This is a genomic window from Leptospira noguchii serovar Panama str. CZ214 (assembly GCF_000306255.2).
GTDB lineage: Bacteria > Spirochaetota > Leptospiria > Leptospirales > Leptospiraceae > Leptospira > Leptospira noguchii.
The window spans coordinates 346019-362567 of sequence record NZ_AKWY02000034.1; the positions used below are offsets into that span (position 1 = coordinate 346019).

General features: G+C 38.0%; 9 protein-coding genes. 8 read left to right on the forward strand and 1 reads right to left on the reverse strand.

What is annotated here, in order from left to right; genetic code table 11:
* The first annotated feature begins 51 nt into the window (after positions 1–51).
* The 8 genes from secA (at position 52) to LEP1GSC059_RS18985 (ending at position 14395) form a co-directional block, all read left to right on the forward strand.
* On the forward strand, positions 52–2778 hold the full coding sequence (gene secA / locus LEP1GSC059_RS18950; RefSeq protein WP_020981156.1) for a preprotein translocase subunit SecA: 2727 nt from the start codon (positions 52–54) through the stop codon (positions 2776–2778).
* A gap of 23 nt (positions 2779–2801) precedes the next feature.
* On the forward strand, positions 2802–3239 hold the full coding sequence (locus tag LEP1GSC059_RS18955; RefSeq protein ID WP_017214801.1) for a hypothetical protein: 438 nt from the start codon (positions 2802–2804) through the stop codon (positions 3237–3239).
* A gap of 100 nt (positions 3240–3339) precedes the next feature.
* On the forward strand, positions 3340–3717 hold the full coding sequence (locus LEP1GSC059_RS18960) for a hypothetical protein (protein ID WP_002177708.1): 378 nt from the start codon (positions 3340–3342) through the stop codon (positions 3715–3717).
* A 149-nt stretch (positions 3718–3866) separates the two neighbouring features.
* The gene (locus LEP1GSC059_RS18965) at positions 3867–5270 is read left to right on the forward strand and encodes a TolC family protein (protein ID WP_017214802.1); all 1404 of its coding nucleotides are present in this window, start codon (positions 3867–3869) and stop codon (positions 5268–5270) included.
* 10 nt (positions 5271–5280) lie between these two features.
* Positions 5281–6282, forward strand: a complete 1002-nt coding sequence (locus tag LEP1GSC059_RS18970; RefSeq protein WP_002177796.1) for an efflux RND transporter periplasmic adaptor subunit — start codon at positions 5281–5283, stop codon at positions 6280–6282.
* Between the two features lies 1 nt (position 6283).
* Positions 6284–7012 carry a hypothetical protein gene (locus LEP1GSC059_RS18975; RefSeq protein ID WP_020981278.1) on the forward strand — a complete coding sequence of 243 codons (729 nt, stop codon included), beginning with the start codon at positions 6284–6286 and terminating at the stop codon, positions 7010–7012.
* A gap of 5 nt (positions 7013–7017) precedes the next feature.
* Positions 7018–10347, forward strand: coding sequence for an efflux RND transporter permease subunit (locus LEP1GSC059_RS18980; protein ID WP_020981300.1), 3330 nt, complete (start codon positions 7018–7020; stop codon positions 10345–10347).
* 733 nt (positions 10348–11080) lie between these two features.
* Positions 11081–14395 carry an efflux RND transporter permease subunit gene (locus LEP1GSC059_RS18985; protein WP_002177697.1) on the forward strand — a complete coding sequence of 1105 codons (3315 nt, stop codon included), beginning with the start codon at positions 11081–11083 and terminating at the stop codon, positions 14393–14395.
* 109 nt (positions 14396–14504) lie between these two features.
* On the opposite strand, the gene LEP1GSC059_RS18990 is transcribed toward LEP1GSC059_RS18985, so the two are convergent.
* The gene (locus tag LEP1GSC059_RS18990; RefSeq protein ID WP_020981197.1) at positions 14505–16154 is read right to left on the reverse strand and encodes an outer membrane beta-barrel protein; all 1650 of its coding nucleotides are present in this window, start codon (positions 16152–16154) and stop codon (positions 14505–14507) included.
* Positions 16155–16549: the final 395 nt, after the last annotated feature.

Below are 16549 nucleotides of genomic sequence, written 5' to 3' on the forward strand. Positions count from 1 at the left end.
GATTGTCTTAAGAGCATTAATTCAAACAATAGAATATACGGAAAAGTGAATATGATTCAAAACATTCTCCGGGTGGTTTTCGGAAGTAAATTTGAGAGAGATCTAAAAAAACTCATCCCGATCGTTAGACAAATTAATTCTTTAGAAGAAAGTATGAAAGGAATGGACGATTCCACTCTTTCTTCTCAAACGAAAAAGTTTAAAGAAAGAATTGTACAAGGAGAATCCTTGGATTCGATTCTTCCAGAGGCGTTTGCCACCGTAAGAGAAGTTTCTCTTCGTACTATGGGAATGAGGCATTTTGACGTGCAGATGATGGGTGGAATCGCTCTTCACGGTGGAAACATCTCTGAGATGAAAACTGGAGAAGGTAAAACTCTTACTTCTACTCTTGCAGTTTATCTCAACTCTCTTGCGGGGAATGGTGTACACGTTGTTACAGTAAATGATTACCTTGCCAAAAGAGACGCGAATTGGATGAAACCAATTTATGACTTTCTCGGGATTTCAGTTGGTGTGATTCAGCACGATATGGATCACGAACAAAGAAAGGTAGCTTATGGCGCAGACATCACTTATGGAACTAACAACGAATTCGGTTTTGATTATTTAAGAGACAATATGGTTTCTCATAAGGATCATAAGGTTCAGAGGTCTCATTTTTTTGCGATCGTAGACGAGGTAGATTCAATTTTAATTGACGAAGCAAGAACCCCTTTGATCATTTCCGGTCCTTCCGATGAAGCGACTGATAAATACGTTCGTGTCAATAAAATTATTCCTAAACTCTTCGAAGGTGAGGACTTCGAAGTGGACGAAAAGGCGCGTAACGTTCTTTTGACTGAAAAAGGTGTTTCTCATGTGGAAGAAATACTTTCGATCGAAAATTTATACGCTCCTGAGAACGTAGATTTAGTTCATCACGTTCATCAAGCTCTGAAGGCTCATAAAATTTTTAGAGTGGATAAAGACTACGTGGTTCAACAAGGCCAAGTTGTAATTATAGACGAATTTACCGGTCGTCCTATGGAAGGAAGAAGATATTCCGACGGACTTCATCAAGCGATCGAGGCTAAAGAAAACGTTACGATCGCAAAAGAATCTCAGACTCTCGCTTCCATCACATTCCAAAATTATTTTAGAATGTACGATAAACTTGCCGGAATGACTGGAACGGCAGATACAGAAGCGGAGGAATTTAAAAAAATCTATAATTTAGACGTGATTGTAATTCCGCCAAACGTTGTTGTTCAAAGAAAAGATTCTCCAGATCGTGTGTATCGTACTGAAAAAGAAAAGTTCCAGGCAATTTTGACTGAAATTCGAGAGCTACAGTCTAAAAAACAGCCGGTTCTTGTAGGAACCATTTCGATTGAGAAGTCAGAAGTTCTTTCTAAAATGTTAGCTTCGGCTGGAATTCAACATAACGTATTAAACGCTAAGTTTCATCAAAAAGAAGCAGAGATCGTTGCAAACGCTGGTAAACCTGGTGCCGTAACGATTGCTACTAATATGGCGGGAAGAGGAACCGACATCGTTTTAGGAGGGGCTCAACTTTATAAAGAGAATCTAGAAACTTGGAAGGATGATGACGAAATTGTAAAACAATTTAAGGAATCTATTTTAAGACAAAATCTTGAATATGCAGAATCTTTAATGCAGAAAATGGACTCCGGATCCAAACAAAAACGTGCCTCCGAAATTTTAAGTTCCGTAAAAATCTGGAAAAAAAATCACGAAGAAGTTTTGGCTGCAGGAGGGCTTCATATTTTAGGAACGGAAAGACACGAGGCGAGACGGATTGATAACCAGCTTAGAGGTCGTTCCGGTCGCCAGGGTGATCCTGGTTCGAGTAGATTCTATTTGTCTCTTCAAGACGATCTTATGAGAATTTTCGGTTCAGATCGAATTTCAGGTCTTATGAAATGGGCCAATATGCCTGAAGGTCAAGAGATTGAAAGTAAAATGGTGAGTAACGCAATTGCAAGGGCGCAAAAGCGAGTAGAAGGTCATAACTTTGATATTCGTAAACACCTTCTTGAATACGATGATGTGATGAACCGTCAACGGATTGTAATTTACAAAATGAGAAACGAGGTGCTTGAAAACGAAGATATTTCTTCTTTAATTTCAGGTTTTATTGAAGAGACTGTAGAAAATCAGATCGTAACTCACTGTGAGGGAAATAACCCATCCTCTTGGAATTTAGAATCTTTGAAAGAATGGTCTGAAGGTTTAGATTTGAACCTACAAATTGACGAAGCAGAATTTAAAAAATCTAAAAACCCACAACTGTCCCTTTTCGAAAAAGTAAGTTTGATTGCAAAATTGAAATACGAATCCAAAGCAGAAAAGATTGGAAGAGATATTTGGAAATTACTCGAAAGAAATATCTTCTTGGATATTTTAGATCATCGTTGGAAAGAACATCTTTATTCCATGGATCATTTAAGAGAAGGGATTTGGACGGTAGGTTATAGCGAAAGAAATCCTCTTGTAGAATATAAACTTCAAGGTTTTAGAATGTTTGATTCTGCGATCGAAAATCTGAAGAACGAGATCGTAAATTTTATTTTTCGAGTGGAAGTATCAGAAAATTCTAAACTACCAGAAGAAAAAAAGGAATATAAAAAAGTGGGGCAAGAAATTACGGGAGGATTTCAAGAATTTTCAGGCAGCAATTTGAATCGTTCTCAACCTAATGGTTCTAGTGTAACGGTTACTACCAGTTCCGGCGGAGGAACCGAAAGAAAAACAAGTCGGAGAAGAAAACGCTGAAGTTTTCTATTTTCATTTCGATTTTGTCCTGCATTCTATTTTACTGCGTAACAACAGAACCTCAAAAAGGAACCGCAAAACAAATCTATTCGGATTGTATGGAAACATTTCATGATTCCGAAAAATGTGAGAAACTAGTTCTCAAACAACTTTTAGGTTCTGGTTCAACAGAAGCTCAAGCTGAAGTTGAAAAAAATCAAACTCCGGTTTTAGATCCGGAAATTGAAAAGAATCTCAGGCTTAGATCTGAAATCAAAGATACTTTACAGGGACAAAATCGAATTTTTGTAAAAGAATTCTTAGGAAATCCGGATCAAGTTCAGTTCCGAACCAATGGAATAGAAGCTTATATTTACAATAGGCCAATTAGTCGACATAAACTCGGTGTAAAGCCTGATTTAGAAATTAGAGTTTTGATGCGAAATGGAACTGTAGTACGAGTGGAGCACGTGGCTCCTTAAATAAAATCAAACCTTAAAAAAACAAACCAGTGCCGTATTTTTAAGCATTAAAAATCGAAAAACGTTTGTAAGTCAGATTTAGCCTTAGAATCGTGGAGGAATGAAGGTCCGTTGGATCCATCAACTTCTGATTCTTGTTCTCACGGCGATAATTGTATTACCTTGTGAAGAAGATGGAACCTTTGATCTTGCTTTTTTAGACGTTCGAGGTAGGGAAGTTCATTCCACTCTTGCGAAAAAGATTCACAACCAATCGCAACATAAGACGCGTTCTGAAATTCAATCCGGTATCGAAACCAGGGATCTTGCAATTTATACGAGAGGGCGTTACGATTTTTTAGATCTCGTATTCTCCGGTTTTTTCGAACTTTCAAAAATGGAAGTTCATTATTTTTCCGGAAAGTTCAACGCACCTAAAACCTATTTTAGCTATTTATTATCTTCTCTCCTTTTGAATTTACCACCTCCAACGGTTTGATTTTTTTACGGAGCCCTTTCAGGTTCCTCAAATCTTTACGATAAATTTTTACGTACAAACTTGGTTTGTACGTAAAATATAAGTAAAATCAAATATAACCGTGGAGAACTTGTACACTGAATCAGCAAACCATCATTTTTGGAAAACCTATGAAAAAGATTTTCATTTTACTTTTTTTCCTTGTTCTTACGATTTGCGTTTTTTCAGAGGAATCGAAAACGGAAGTTTTGGACTCTGTTATTTTTCCCAAAGAAAACGAAGAATCTAAACAACCACTGAACTTAGAAGAAAAACCTACCTTTGAAAAAGAAAAGGTTTTAGATTTAAAAACTGCAGAGGAAAAACTCTGGCGGAATAACCTACTTTTACTTGCGTCTCGTTTTAATATTGATGCACGAAAAGCAGGAATTGAACAAGCGGGACTTTACGCGAATCCGAATATTTTTATCGATCAGAGTATATACGCAGAACCTACACAACGTTATTTTGATTTTTCGAGATCCGGGCAAACGGTTGTACAAATTCAGCAGCTTTTTTTGTTAGGCGGAAAAATTGGTAAACGGGTACGTGTTGCCGAATTGAACGCTAGAATGAGCGAACAGGAATTTTATGATTTGGCTCGAGGACTCGTCACTAAATTGAGGAAGTTATTTTATGCGATCTATTACTATAGGCAGGCGATTTCCTTTTACGATCAAAGTTTAGAAGCTTTGGGTAGAACCGTAGCTTCGGCGGAAATGGGTTATAAACGAAGGGCGATTCTTCAGGCGGAAGTACTTCGTTTAAAGGCTCTTTACTTCTTTTTAAAAAAAGAAAGAGAAGATTTGAATATTCGAATTTTAGAAAGAGAAGCAGATCTTAGGGTTTTGTTAAACGACGATTCTCTTAGAAATCCGGAAACTAAAATCATTCCTGAAATCGTAGAAGAAAATTTAGATTTATTGGAGCCTGCCAGATTTAAAAGAGAAGAACTTTTGGAGGTCGCAAGAAATAAAAGGCCCGATCTCAAAAAGGCGGTTCAAGCTCTTCGATATGAGGAAGCCAATCTAGAATTACAACACGCTAACGCCATTCCGGATCTTGCATTCGGACCCATGTACAACCGGGGAGGAACCGCGTTTCAGAACTATTGGGGAATTACGGCTCAGTTAAATGTTCCCATTTTTGATAGAAACCAGGGAAATATTAAAGCTTCTGAAAAGGCAGTGCTTTCTAGAAAGCAGGAACTTAAAAACACTCTTTTAGAAGTTGAAAATGAAGTAGCCGTTTCCATTGAAACTGCTCGAGTGAAAGATGAACTTTATAAAAAATTCAAAAACACTTACACGAAGGAATATACGGATCTTTCTAAGGATATGATTCTAAGTTACGAAAAACGTTATATTACAATTTTAGAATTTGCTGATTTTTTCGAGACGTATCGTTCCAGTATAGTCGAAATGTTGAAACTTCAGACCGATCGAATGGATGCTATTGAAGGAGTTAATTTTTCCGTTGGGCAAGGAGTCCTGATTCCGAAACTCAAGTCAGCCGAGAACACGGAGAATAAGTGAGGAAACCGATATGAAGATACATTTTACAAGAAGAACACTTTTAGTTACCGGAGCGGCGGCGGTTATCGCGATCGTTTCTTTGGCGATTTTGGGACTTTCCAATCGAACTGATAAGAAGACAAAACTTCCTCCGAGTAAACCGATCATTTCAGAAAACGGAGAAAAAATCGAATTTAAAGAAAATAGTCCGGGTCTTGAAATTATACAAACGAAAGAAATTGGAAAGGAAGGAGAATTTATTAACGTAGATGCTCCAGCACGTCTAATTGCTTCTACTTCTCCTTCTGTGAGTGGGGGAGAACGGATTATTCTTTTTGAATCTGCTGAACTCAATGATCTCTATGTAGGTTATGTTCACTCTCGAAATAGTTTGGTTCGTTCGATTAAAAATTTCGAACGGATTACGGATATGTTTAAACATAGAGTGGCAACTGAAAAGGATTTAATCGAGGCCGAAACCCAAAGGAACAATGATCAGGCAGAACTTGCTGAGTTCGAAGGGAAGTTGCGTGCGGTTGGTTTAAATCCGGCGTTGTTAGGTAAATCTGGCGCTCAGAGCGCTTGGATCATCAGTGACGTTCCTGAATCTCAACTTTCTAAACTCAAAAAAGGAAAAAAGGTGAAAGTACGTTTTTCCTCTTTTCCAAATGAAGAATGGTCCGGAACTGCAGAAGCACTTGGTGACAACGTAGATCCTATGACAAGAACTGTTAAGGTTCGGATCGTAATTTCTAATGCCGGATATAAACTCAAACCGGGTATGTTTGCCAATGTTAAATTTCCAGAAGACACGGCCAGTGACACAGTTGTTGTTCCTTTTAATGCAATCGTTACTGTAGAAGGACAAAACTATGTTTTTGTAGAAGAAGCTCCACATGAGTTTGTAAGACGCGAAGTTACTTTGGGAATTTCTACTACGGATCGAGTGAACGTTATTGAAGGTTTGACCAAGGGTGATAGAGTAGTCGTTCAAGGTTCTATTCTTTTAAAAGGACTCAGTTTTGGTTTTTAATATGCAAAAATTGGTCTTATTTATAATATTATGTTTTTTAAATGTATCTATTTGGGCTCAGAGTCAAAATCAAAAATACGATTCTAAATCGGACCCTTCTCCTGAATGGGTGGAAGATCCAGATAAAAAGACTAAGATTGGTAAGGAAGAATATACAGAAGACGTACTCAAAGGCAAAGCCCTTCCTAAGTCTACCAACTTTTTAGTTTATGGTGCAAGCATCGGTTCTCCTGGTAGTATTAATCTAAATTTAGGTTATTACTACAAAGACGTGGTGTTTCGAGTTTCTGGTGGAAAATGGAACACTCATTGGTGGGGAGGGCAGGTGGATATTGGGTACAGTTTTTGGAAAACCCCAGTGATCGCACATAGTGTTTCTCTTGTATTCGGAACTTTTGAAGTAGATCCTTTTCAACCAGAAATTGGTAGAGGTGGTCAAAATTCGTATCCTAGTGGTTCTTCGTTTCCAGGTTATCAACATAGAGATCCTACTTACGAGGATTTGATCATTCGTTCTTATGTAACAGAACAATCTTCGGATTTGGCAATGTATTTAGAATACGAAAGCAGAGATAGACAGAAGATACATTTAAATCAACAATACGTGGGTTTGACCTACGATTTTTTACTAGGTAATTTTTTCCTTCAACTTGGAGGAGGGATTGGCAAAGGGGATTATAAAAACCCTCAGTTGCTCATCCAGGTTGGCTATTTGTTTGATACGAGATAATATTCATGAAATTTTTAAACTTACTCATTGAATCGGCTCTACGATATAGATTTTTTACGTTAGCCGCTGCAGCTCTATTATTAGCGGTCGGGGTTTGGTCTTGGCTTGACATTCGCAAAGAAGCATATTCTGACATTGCGGATACACAGGTTCGTTTGGTTGCAAAGTTTCCTGGTAAGGCCACTCTCGAGGTGGAAGAAAGGGTAACGATGCCGATCGAACGGGTTCTTCATTCTACTCCGAACTTAATCGTAAGAAGGTCCAGAACCATTAACGGTCTTGTAGTTTTCCAATTCGTTTTTGAAGAAGGAACGGACGATTATTTTGCTCGTATGCGTTTGATGGAAAAAGTTCGAGACGCTGTCATTCCGGAAGAAGTCACCCCAACTCTTGCACCTATGAGTTCTCCAGTAGGTGAGGTTTATCGATATGTAGTTGAATCTGCTACTGGAACTCATACTCCTATGGAGCTTAGGACCATTCAAGATTGGATCGTAATTCCAAAATTACTTCAGGTTTCTGGGATCGCGGACGTGGTTACATTTGGAGGTTTACCTAAACAATTTCACGTTGTAACTTCTCCTGAAAAACTGATCCGTTATAGTGTAACGGTTTCTGACGTGATCGAAGCGATCAAAAGTAATAATTTAAACACGGGTGGAAATTTTCTTTTACAAGGAGAACAATCCCTTCCGATTCGTTCCTTGGGTGCAATTAGAACCCCGGAAGACATAGAAGATATCGTAGTCAAAACTGTGAACGGGGTTCCCGTCTATGTAAGAGATATTGGTTCTGTGGAAATTTCTCATCCGATTCCGAGTGGTGTTTTAGGTTATACGGTTCAAAACGAACAAGAAGGTCTGATCGATGTAGACTCCGCCGTACAAGGGTTAGTCGCTATGAGAAGATGGGTAGAACCGAATGCATTTGGAGAAAGGGTTCGTGCCAAAGTCAAAGAAATTAACGACCGTTATATGCCGGAAGGCACAAGAATTAGAAACACATACGACCGTGGTGATCTTGTAAAATATACCCTTAGAACGGTAGGAACTACTTTGCTCGAAGGGATTGCGGTCGTGAGTTTGGTAGTGATCTTTTTTATCGGAAGTTTGAAAGCTTCTATTGTAGTTGTCGCCACGATTCCGTTTGCGCTTCTTTTTTCGTTTACGATGATGAATTCTTCCGGAATCTCCGCAAGTCTTCTTTCTTTAGGGGCGGTAGACTTTGGGATCGTAGTAGATAGCGCCGTTGTGATGGTAGAAAACATCATGCGTCGTTATAAGAATGCTACACCGGCGGAAAAACAAAAAGGAATTATTCGTTTTACTTACGACTGTGCAACCGAGGTAGGAACCGAAGTTTTATTCGCGATTCTAATTATCATCTTAGCGTATCTTCCTATTTTTTCTTTTGAAAGGATAGAAGGTAGGCTTTTTAAACCTATGGCTTTTACATTGTCGTTTGCGATTTTCGGAGCCTTATTGTTTACGATGACTGTGGTTCCGGTTCTCATGTCTTTCTTTTATAGAAGATATTTTGAATCTAAAAATCCTGGACCGATTGAATGGCATAACCCCGTTTACGAATGGGTAGAAAGAAAATACGAAAAAATCGTACACTATCTAGTAGATCGTTCTAAAAAAGTAGTGATGATCGCGTTTACAGGAGTTACTGGGTTTTTGATCGTAGGAATGATGTCTCTTGGAACTGAGTTTCTTCCTTCTCTGGACGAGGGAGGATTTACTCTTCGTCTTTATTTTCCTGTGGGGATTTCTCTTCCCGAAGCAAAGAAGTTTATTCCTAAGATCCGCGGGATGATTTATAAAAATGAACAGGTCAATATGATTCTTTCTCAATATGGAAGGAATGATGATGGAACGGATCCACTTCCTCCAAACCGATTGGAAATTTATGTTGGTTTAAAAGATTATAAAAACTGGAATGAGAAGATTACTAAAGAACAACTTCTCATTCGAATGAGAAACGATTTAGAGGAAGGATTGCCCGGTGTGAAGGTGAGTTTTTCCCAACCCATTATGGATAACCTTTCTGAAGCGATTATGGGAACCATTGCAGATCTTGCGGTTTTCGTTTCTGGTCAAGATTTAAAAGAGATGCGTCATATCTCTCAACAAATTCTAGATATAGTTTCTAAGATGAAAGGAGCTAGTGAATACGGGATCGAACAAGAAGGTCCAGCTCCACAACTTGTAATCCGTCTGAAAAGAGCCGTTGCCGCTCGTTATGGAATCAATATCAGCGAAATTCAAAATGTGATCGAAGCTGCGGTTGGTATGGAGCCAATCAGTTATTTGTATGAAGGTCCTATGGATACACCTCCCAAAGAACGGGCTCTTTTTGGGATCGCGGTTCGTTTTGCAAAAGACTATCGTCAATCTGCAAGAGAAATTGCAAACATTCCAATCATTTCTCCTAAGGGAGAAAGGATTCCTCTTTCGGAGTTGGCGGACATTACTCAAGAAGATTCTCCTACGATGATTTTTAGACAGGACGGAAAAAGAACCATTACGGTTCGATTGAATGTAAGGGGAAGGGATCAAGGAGGGTTTGTATCCGAGTTACAGGAAAGGGTCAAAAAAGAAGTCAAAATTCCAGAAGGATTCGAGGTTCGTTATGGAGGTCAGTATGAAAACTTGGCTCGGGTTGGTAAACAATTAGCCATTGTCATTCCAGTAACGATTGGAATCATTTTCGGACTTTTATTTATGCTCTACCGCGATTTGAAATCTGTGATCGTTGCTCTTTCTTGTATTCCTCTTTCTCTTTTAGGAGGGATTTACGCGCTTCTCGGAAGAGGATATTATTTTAACGTTTCTGCGGGAGTTGGATTTATTTCTCTGTTTGGAATTGCGACGATGGCTGGGATTTTGTTTGTCTCTAAAGCAAATCATCTTCGTCATGATGATATTATGATGTCTGTGAGAGAAGCTTCTATTCTTTCTGCGGTTAGCCAACTTAGACCTAGATTGATGACTATGTTACTGGCATTATTAGGATTAATTCCTGCGACGATGGCGTCTGGAGTTGGTTCGGATGTACAAAGACCTCTTGCGACCGTAATGGTGGGTGGGCTTGCCTCTGCTCTTCTTTTGGTATTAACCGTGATGCCTAGCCTTTATATTCTAGTGATGGGAAGTAAAGAAGATATTAAGGGCAACACTTCTTCTAAAAGTTTAAGCGGCGATTATACTTCTATTTACTCTGAATCTGAAATTTATTCTACTATCAGTGATGAGGAAGAATCTTTGAATCAGATTTCAACCGAGAAAAACGGAAAGAAATTAAAATCAAATAAAGGCAAAAAAACTAAATAGAACATTTAGTTTTTTGGATTCACTGTAAGTTAAGATCTACAGTGAATCCTTTTATTTTGGTTTTAAACTGAAATTCAGTTTTCAGAAAAGTTTCGATTTCTTTTTCAAGTTGCATTTTATTATAAAAAATGCTTGCACTTCTTTTAAATTCACAGATTTTCCACAAACAATTTTAGATCTTTTATACGTAAAATTTTTGGACATTTTTTTGGATGGAAGGTTGATAAACCTGAGCAAGGAGTAAGAAAATGAGAAGGAATTTTCTAAAAGTGATTTTAGAATTTGTTTGTAAGATCATGATTTGTGGTAGTTCCCACAAATTAAGTCACATTAGAATTTTTTAACCATTTATTTTTGTATGAGATCCCATTCGATCAGTAAAGTTTAAATCCTAATTTTTTTCAGAAAAATGAATCATAGATTTTCTTACACTGAATTCACTTACTCAGAGCTATAAAATAAAATACCCAGTATTTTGGATTCAAATCGGCTTTTACTACAAAGATTTTCGGTATTCTATTCTGTAGTTCTTAGTAATAAAATGTATTGACAAATACATTTTACATTTCGTTCATTGGATTCTCATAAAAAGATTCGAGAAATTTCATCGTTTAGAGTATTAAAATTTACGAATCTCATAAAAATATCTTTCATTTATGAACTGGACTGGAATTCAATTTTTCGTTTTTAAAATAAAAAAATTACAATTATTCCTAACCAAGGAATTAAAATCATGATTAGAAGTTTACTGGAAGGGGTGATGCGTTTTCGTGTCGCTACTTTGGCCGCTTCTGTTGGCGCAATCGTTTTTGGGATTTGGGCTTGGATTGATATTAGAAAAGAAGCATATTCTGATATTGCTGATACACAAGTTCGTCTGATTGCTAAATTTCCTGGAAAGGCTGCAGTAGAAGTAGAGGAAAGAGTCACAATTCCAATTGAAAGGGTTTTGAATGCAATTCCTAAAGTTGCAGTTAGAAGGTCTAGAACCATCAACGGTCTTGTGGTATTTCAATTTGTATTTGAAGATGGAACCGATGACTACTTTGCAAGAACCAGACTTCTGGAAAGGGTGAGGGACGCGGATATTCCTGTGGAAGTAGAACCGGCGCTGGGGCCTATGAGTTCTCCTGTCGGTGAAATTTATAGATACGTAGTGGAATCAAAAGCCAATCATACTCCTATGGAGCTTAGGACGATTCAAGATTGGGTCATTATGCCTAAGATGCTTTCGATTCCTGGAATCGCGGATGTGGTTACGTTTGGAGGTTTGCCAAAACAATTTCACGTAGTGACAACTCCGGATCGTTTGATTCGTTATAAACTTACGATAGAAGACGTGATCAATGCGATTCAAAAAAATAATCTGAATACGGGTGGAAATCTACTCTTACAAGGAGAACAGGGATTTCCGATTCGATCTTTAGGAGCAATTCGTACTCCCGAACATATAGAAAACATAGTAGTCAAAACGGAAAACGGGGTTCCCGTTTTTATCAGGGATTTAGGGAGTGTTGAAATTTCACATCCCATTCCGAGTGGGGTTTTAGGTTATACGATCCAAAACGATCAAGAAGGGCTTATCGATGTAGATTCTTCGGTACAAGGGCTTGTGGCAATTCGTCGTTGGGGCGATCCAAACATTATGGGAGATAGAATTCGTGCCAAAGTAAAAGAGATCAACGAAAACTATCTTCCCGATGGAGTTCAAATTAGAAATACCTATGATAGGACTGATTTAGTGAATTATACACTAAGGACAATTGGCAAAACTTTAGTAGAAGGTGTGGTAGTAGTCAGTTTAGTTTTGATCTTTTTTATCGGAAGTGTCAAGGCGTCTATGGTTGTAGTGGCTACAATTCCGTTTGCAATGTTGTTCGCTTTTTTATTGATGAATATCACAGGTATTCCTGCCAGCTTACTCTCGTTAGGCGCCATTGATTTTGGGATCATAGTAGACGGGGCCGTAGTCATGGTTGAAAACGTTATGCGACGTTATCGGGATGCTTCTCCTACAGATAAAAAAAAAGGGATTGTTCGTTTTACAGTGGACTCTGCCTCCGAAGTTGGAACTGAAATCATATTTTCGATTTTAATCATCATACTAGCTTACCTTCCTATTTTTTCTTTTGAAAGGATAGAAGGTAGACTTTTTAAACCTATGGCGTTTACTATTTCTTTTGCGATTTTAGGAGCGCTGATTTTTTCTATGACCGCGATTCCTGTGTTGATGTCGTATATTTATCGTAATTATTTCGAATCTCAGAATCCGGGTCCGATTGAATGGCACAATCCGTTTTATGGTTGGGTAGAAAGAAAATACGAAAGATTAATCGAGTATCTTGTAGAAAGATCCAAACGAGTTGTAACAATTTGTTTTTCGGTGGTTGGTACTTTACTCGTAATAGGAGGACTATCTCTTGGAACCGAATTCTTACCTGAGATGGACGAGGGAGGATTTAATCTTAGAATTTTTTTTCCTGTTGGAATTTCTTTGCCAGAATCTAGAAAGTTTATTCCAAAAATTAGAGAGATGATTTATAGAAATGAACAGGTAAACGTAGTACTTTCTCAGTTGGGAAGAAACGACGACGGAACCGATCCGTTGCCTCCGAATCGTTTAGAAGTTTTAGTAAGTTTAAAAGATTACGATAATTGGAAAGAGAAAATCACCAAACAAGAGTTACTCATTCGGATGAGAAATGATCTGGAAGCTGGATTGCCAGGAGCCAGAGTGAGTTTTTCACAACCGATCATGGATAATCTTTCCGAAGCGATTATGGGAACGATCGCGGATTTGGCTGTGTTTGTATCTGGAAACGATTTGAAAGTGATGAGACAGATTGCTTCAGAAGTTTTAGAGATCGTTAAAGATATGAAGGGAGCAAGCGAATTTGGGATCGAACAAGAAGCGGATAGTCCTCAATTGACTGTTAGAATTGATCGGGAAGCAGCAGCGCGTTACGGAATCAATGTAAACGATATTCAGCAGATGGTGGAAGCCGCAATTGGAATGCAAAGAATCGATACTCTTTACGAGGGACCTTCCGATGTTCCTCCTAAAACTCCTGCACGTTTTGGGATTGTAGTACGTTTTTCTAAAGATTATAGAAGTTCTAAAAGAGCGATTGAAAATATACCGATCATTTCTCCAAAAGGAGAGAGAATTCCACTTTCTGAACTTGCAAAGATCAGTTTAGAAGACGGACCAACGATGATCTTTCGTCAAGAAGGAAGAAGAACCGTGACCGTTCGAACCAACATACGAGGTAGAGATCAAGGTGGTTTTGTAGCGGAGCTAAGACAAAAGGTTCAGAAAAAAATAAAACTGCCGGAAGGATATGAAATTCGTTATGGAGGTCAGTATGAAAATCTTGCAAGAGTGGGGACGAGACTCTCTATTGTAATTCCACTTACCGTAGGGATCATATTCGCAGTTTTGTTTTTACTTTATAAAAACCTAAAATATGTTTATGTAGCTCTTGCATGTATTCCTTTGTCTCTTGTTGGTGGAATTTACGCTCTTTTGATGAGAGGATATTATTTTAACGTATCTGGCGGAGTTGGTTTTATTTCACTTTTTGGGATCGCTACCATGGCAGGAGTTCTTTTTGTATCTAGAACCAATCACTTATTACACGAAGACGATGAAATCAGTGTAAGGGAAGCAGTGAAAAAAGCAGCCGTGATTCAACTCAGGCCGATGTTAATGACTATACTTTTGGCTCTTTTAGGATTAATTCCAGCCACCCTTGCATCGGGTGTAGGTTCTGATGTACAAAGACCACTCGCCACCGTAATTGTAGGAGGTCTTTTTTCAGCGTTGTTGTTGGTTCTTACTGTGCTTCCTTCTTTATATTTAATTTTAGTAGGAGAAAGAGATTACGTTCCTAAAAAACAATCTATAAAGTCGTATTCTTATTTAGATCAATATCCATTAGAAGAATATGAAAGTGAAGAATTGGATGTATCAACGGAAACTAAGACTTCTTCTAATTTAGAAAAGAAAACTTCTGATAAAAAAACAAAAAAGAAAAAGAAATCTTAAAGGTTTGAGTGTTTGACATAAAAATTATAAAAATTTTTATTTCTTTATAAAATAAAAAAAGCGCCTTTTGAAAAGAAGGCGCTTAAAATCAAAAAAAGCAATTTTTGTTTTAGAATTTTGCTACAATACCTAAGGTCATACCGTACTGATGATCTGTTTTGTCACCTTTTTGATCTACGAATTGTTTTCCGGTTGCCCAGTCTCTGCGAAGATCTAGTTTGATTAATAAGTTTTCGGTAAAGTTCCAAACGGGTGTAACTGTAAAGGTTTTGTATTGACCCGCATTTCTGGTACCACCGTAATTTTTATAATCGTCGCTCATCATTTCAAGAACCTGTTCTTTAGTAATTCCTAATGGACCAAAATTTGGATCTGCTGCTAAACTTGTAACGACTGCGTCTGCAATTGCCGCATCCGTAAGTTTTTTAAATTCACTCAAGTAGGTGTTGGGCCCCATAAATGGATTGAAAGTGGTCAACGCGCCGTTGTTATGTTTATCGTCAATGTATTCTGCACGGACGTTTACTCCCCAGCTTTCGTTGATTTTGAATTTAGCAAAAATACCGTAGGCTTTGTAAGTAGTTTTCAAATCTCGTCTATTGTTCAGTCCCCAGAAAAGAGTATCTTTGTTGAAAACTTCCGCACCATTTGCATCTACGTTATACCGTTTTTGATCTAAACTGTTATTAGCAAGGGCTCCTGATTTTTCACTCCAAGTATAATCTAGATCGATTGTAATTTTATCAGTTGGAGTGATGGAAAGAATCGCATGATTCATAAACCAATAGTCTTTGTTATACTTTGCCCTTGCGGGATTAGTGACATTGTAGTTTGCTATTTTTGGATCTCCCCAAGCGTTTGATAACTCCGTCGCCATAGCCGCCTTAGAAGGATCGACTCGAGCATAGGCTCCGTCGCTGGAATAGAGAGTGTTCCAGGTTATAGATAGTTTATCTTCTATCAGTTGACCTTTGATCTGTGTTCCGACAGCCTTTCTTTCCGTCTGACCTTCCACAAAATAACTCTTTCCAGCCGCATTACCGCTGTAAGTTGGGTCTGTAATTACATTGAAAGGTGCGGTTGTGGCAGTTGCAGGGGAATTATAACCAGTACCGGCTCCACTATTATACACATAAAAAGTACCGGCCCATTTATCTGTGAACTGAGTGGTCAAACGAGCACCCGTATGAATAAATGGAATCGTATTTTGGAAAATTGCTCCGATGGAGTAGTTAGGATTACTCATAGATTCGAGCACCTCGTAACCAATATGAGTTGCCATCTTGCCTACATCCAAAGTCATTCCTTTTAAAACTGGGAAATACAAACTTACATATGCTTGTTTTAGCATATTATAATTATAGATACTGTTGCTTTGAGAATAAGGTGCTTCTTGAAATGCGTTGTTCTGGCCGTTTTGAATGTCGATCCGAAAACCCCAAGGAGAACTTTTTTCAGCAGCTTTTTGGATGGTAAGAGCTACTGCGTTTACCGCAAAGTTTTTGTTGCTGGTTTCGAAAGCTCTGGTTGAATCAACGTCGTTGCCTTGTTTAGGATTGAGATTGTACATATAATACACGTCTGCAAATCCGGAAAATTCAACTTGATCATACCATTTTTTTTCTTCCAGTTCGATCGTTTGGGAAGGTGCGGGGGCAACCGTATCTGTCGCCGGTTTCTTTCCAGTTTGAGAAAGTAACTGGGAAGAAACCAGCAGACAAAAAACAGAAGCAACGAGGTTTATTGTTTTTATTCTCATCATTCTCCTAAATCTCCATGCCCAAACTATGCAAAATGTGTGCCATAGCTTAAAATTTAGAATTTAGCCTAGAAAAAGGCACAATTTAAATTAAATAAATAGATTTTGTGCTTATAAAATAGGAACAGTGAGTCATTATATGCTTTTTTTATGTGCATTTGATTAATTTATGAGCTAGTTTAATTAGTTTTTTATGGTTGGTTTTTTGAAATTTTTGCCTTTTAGGGAACATAATGTGGAATTTTTAGTAATAGGAAATTTTGTAAGAGTTCCTACATTTTGGGTTCTGCTGAAGTTTATTTTCAAAGAAACCTTTTATGAAGGTTCTCACATCCGATTTGTAAGAATTGATGTTTTTTACTTTGTATGAGTTCCCACATCGATTTATAGAGGTA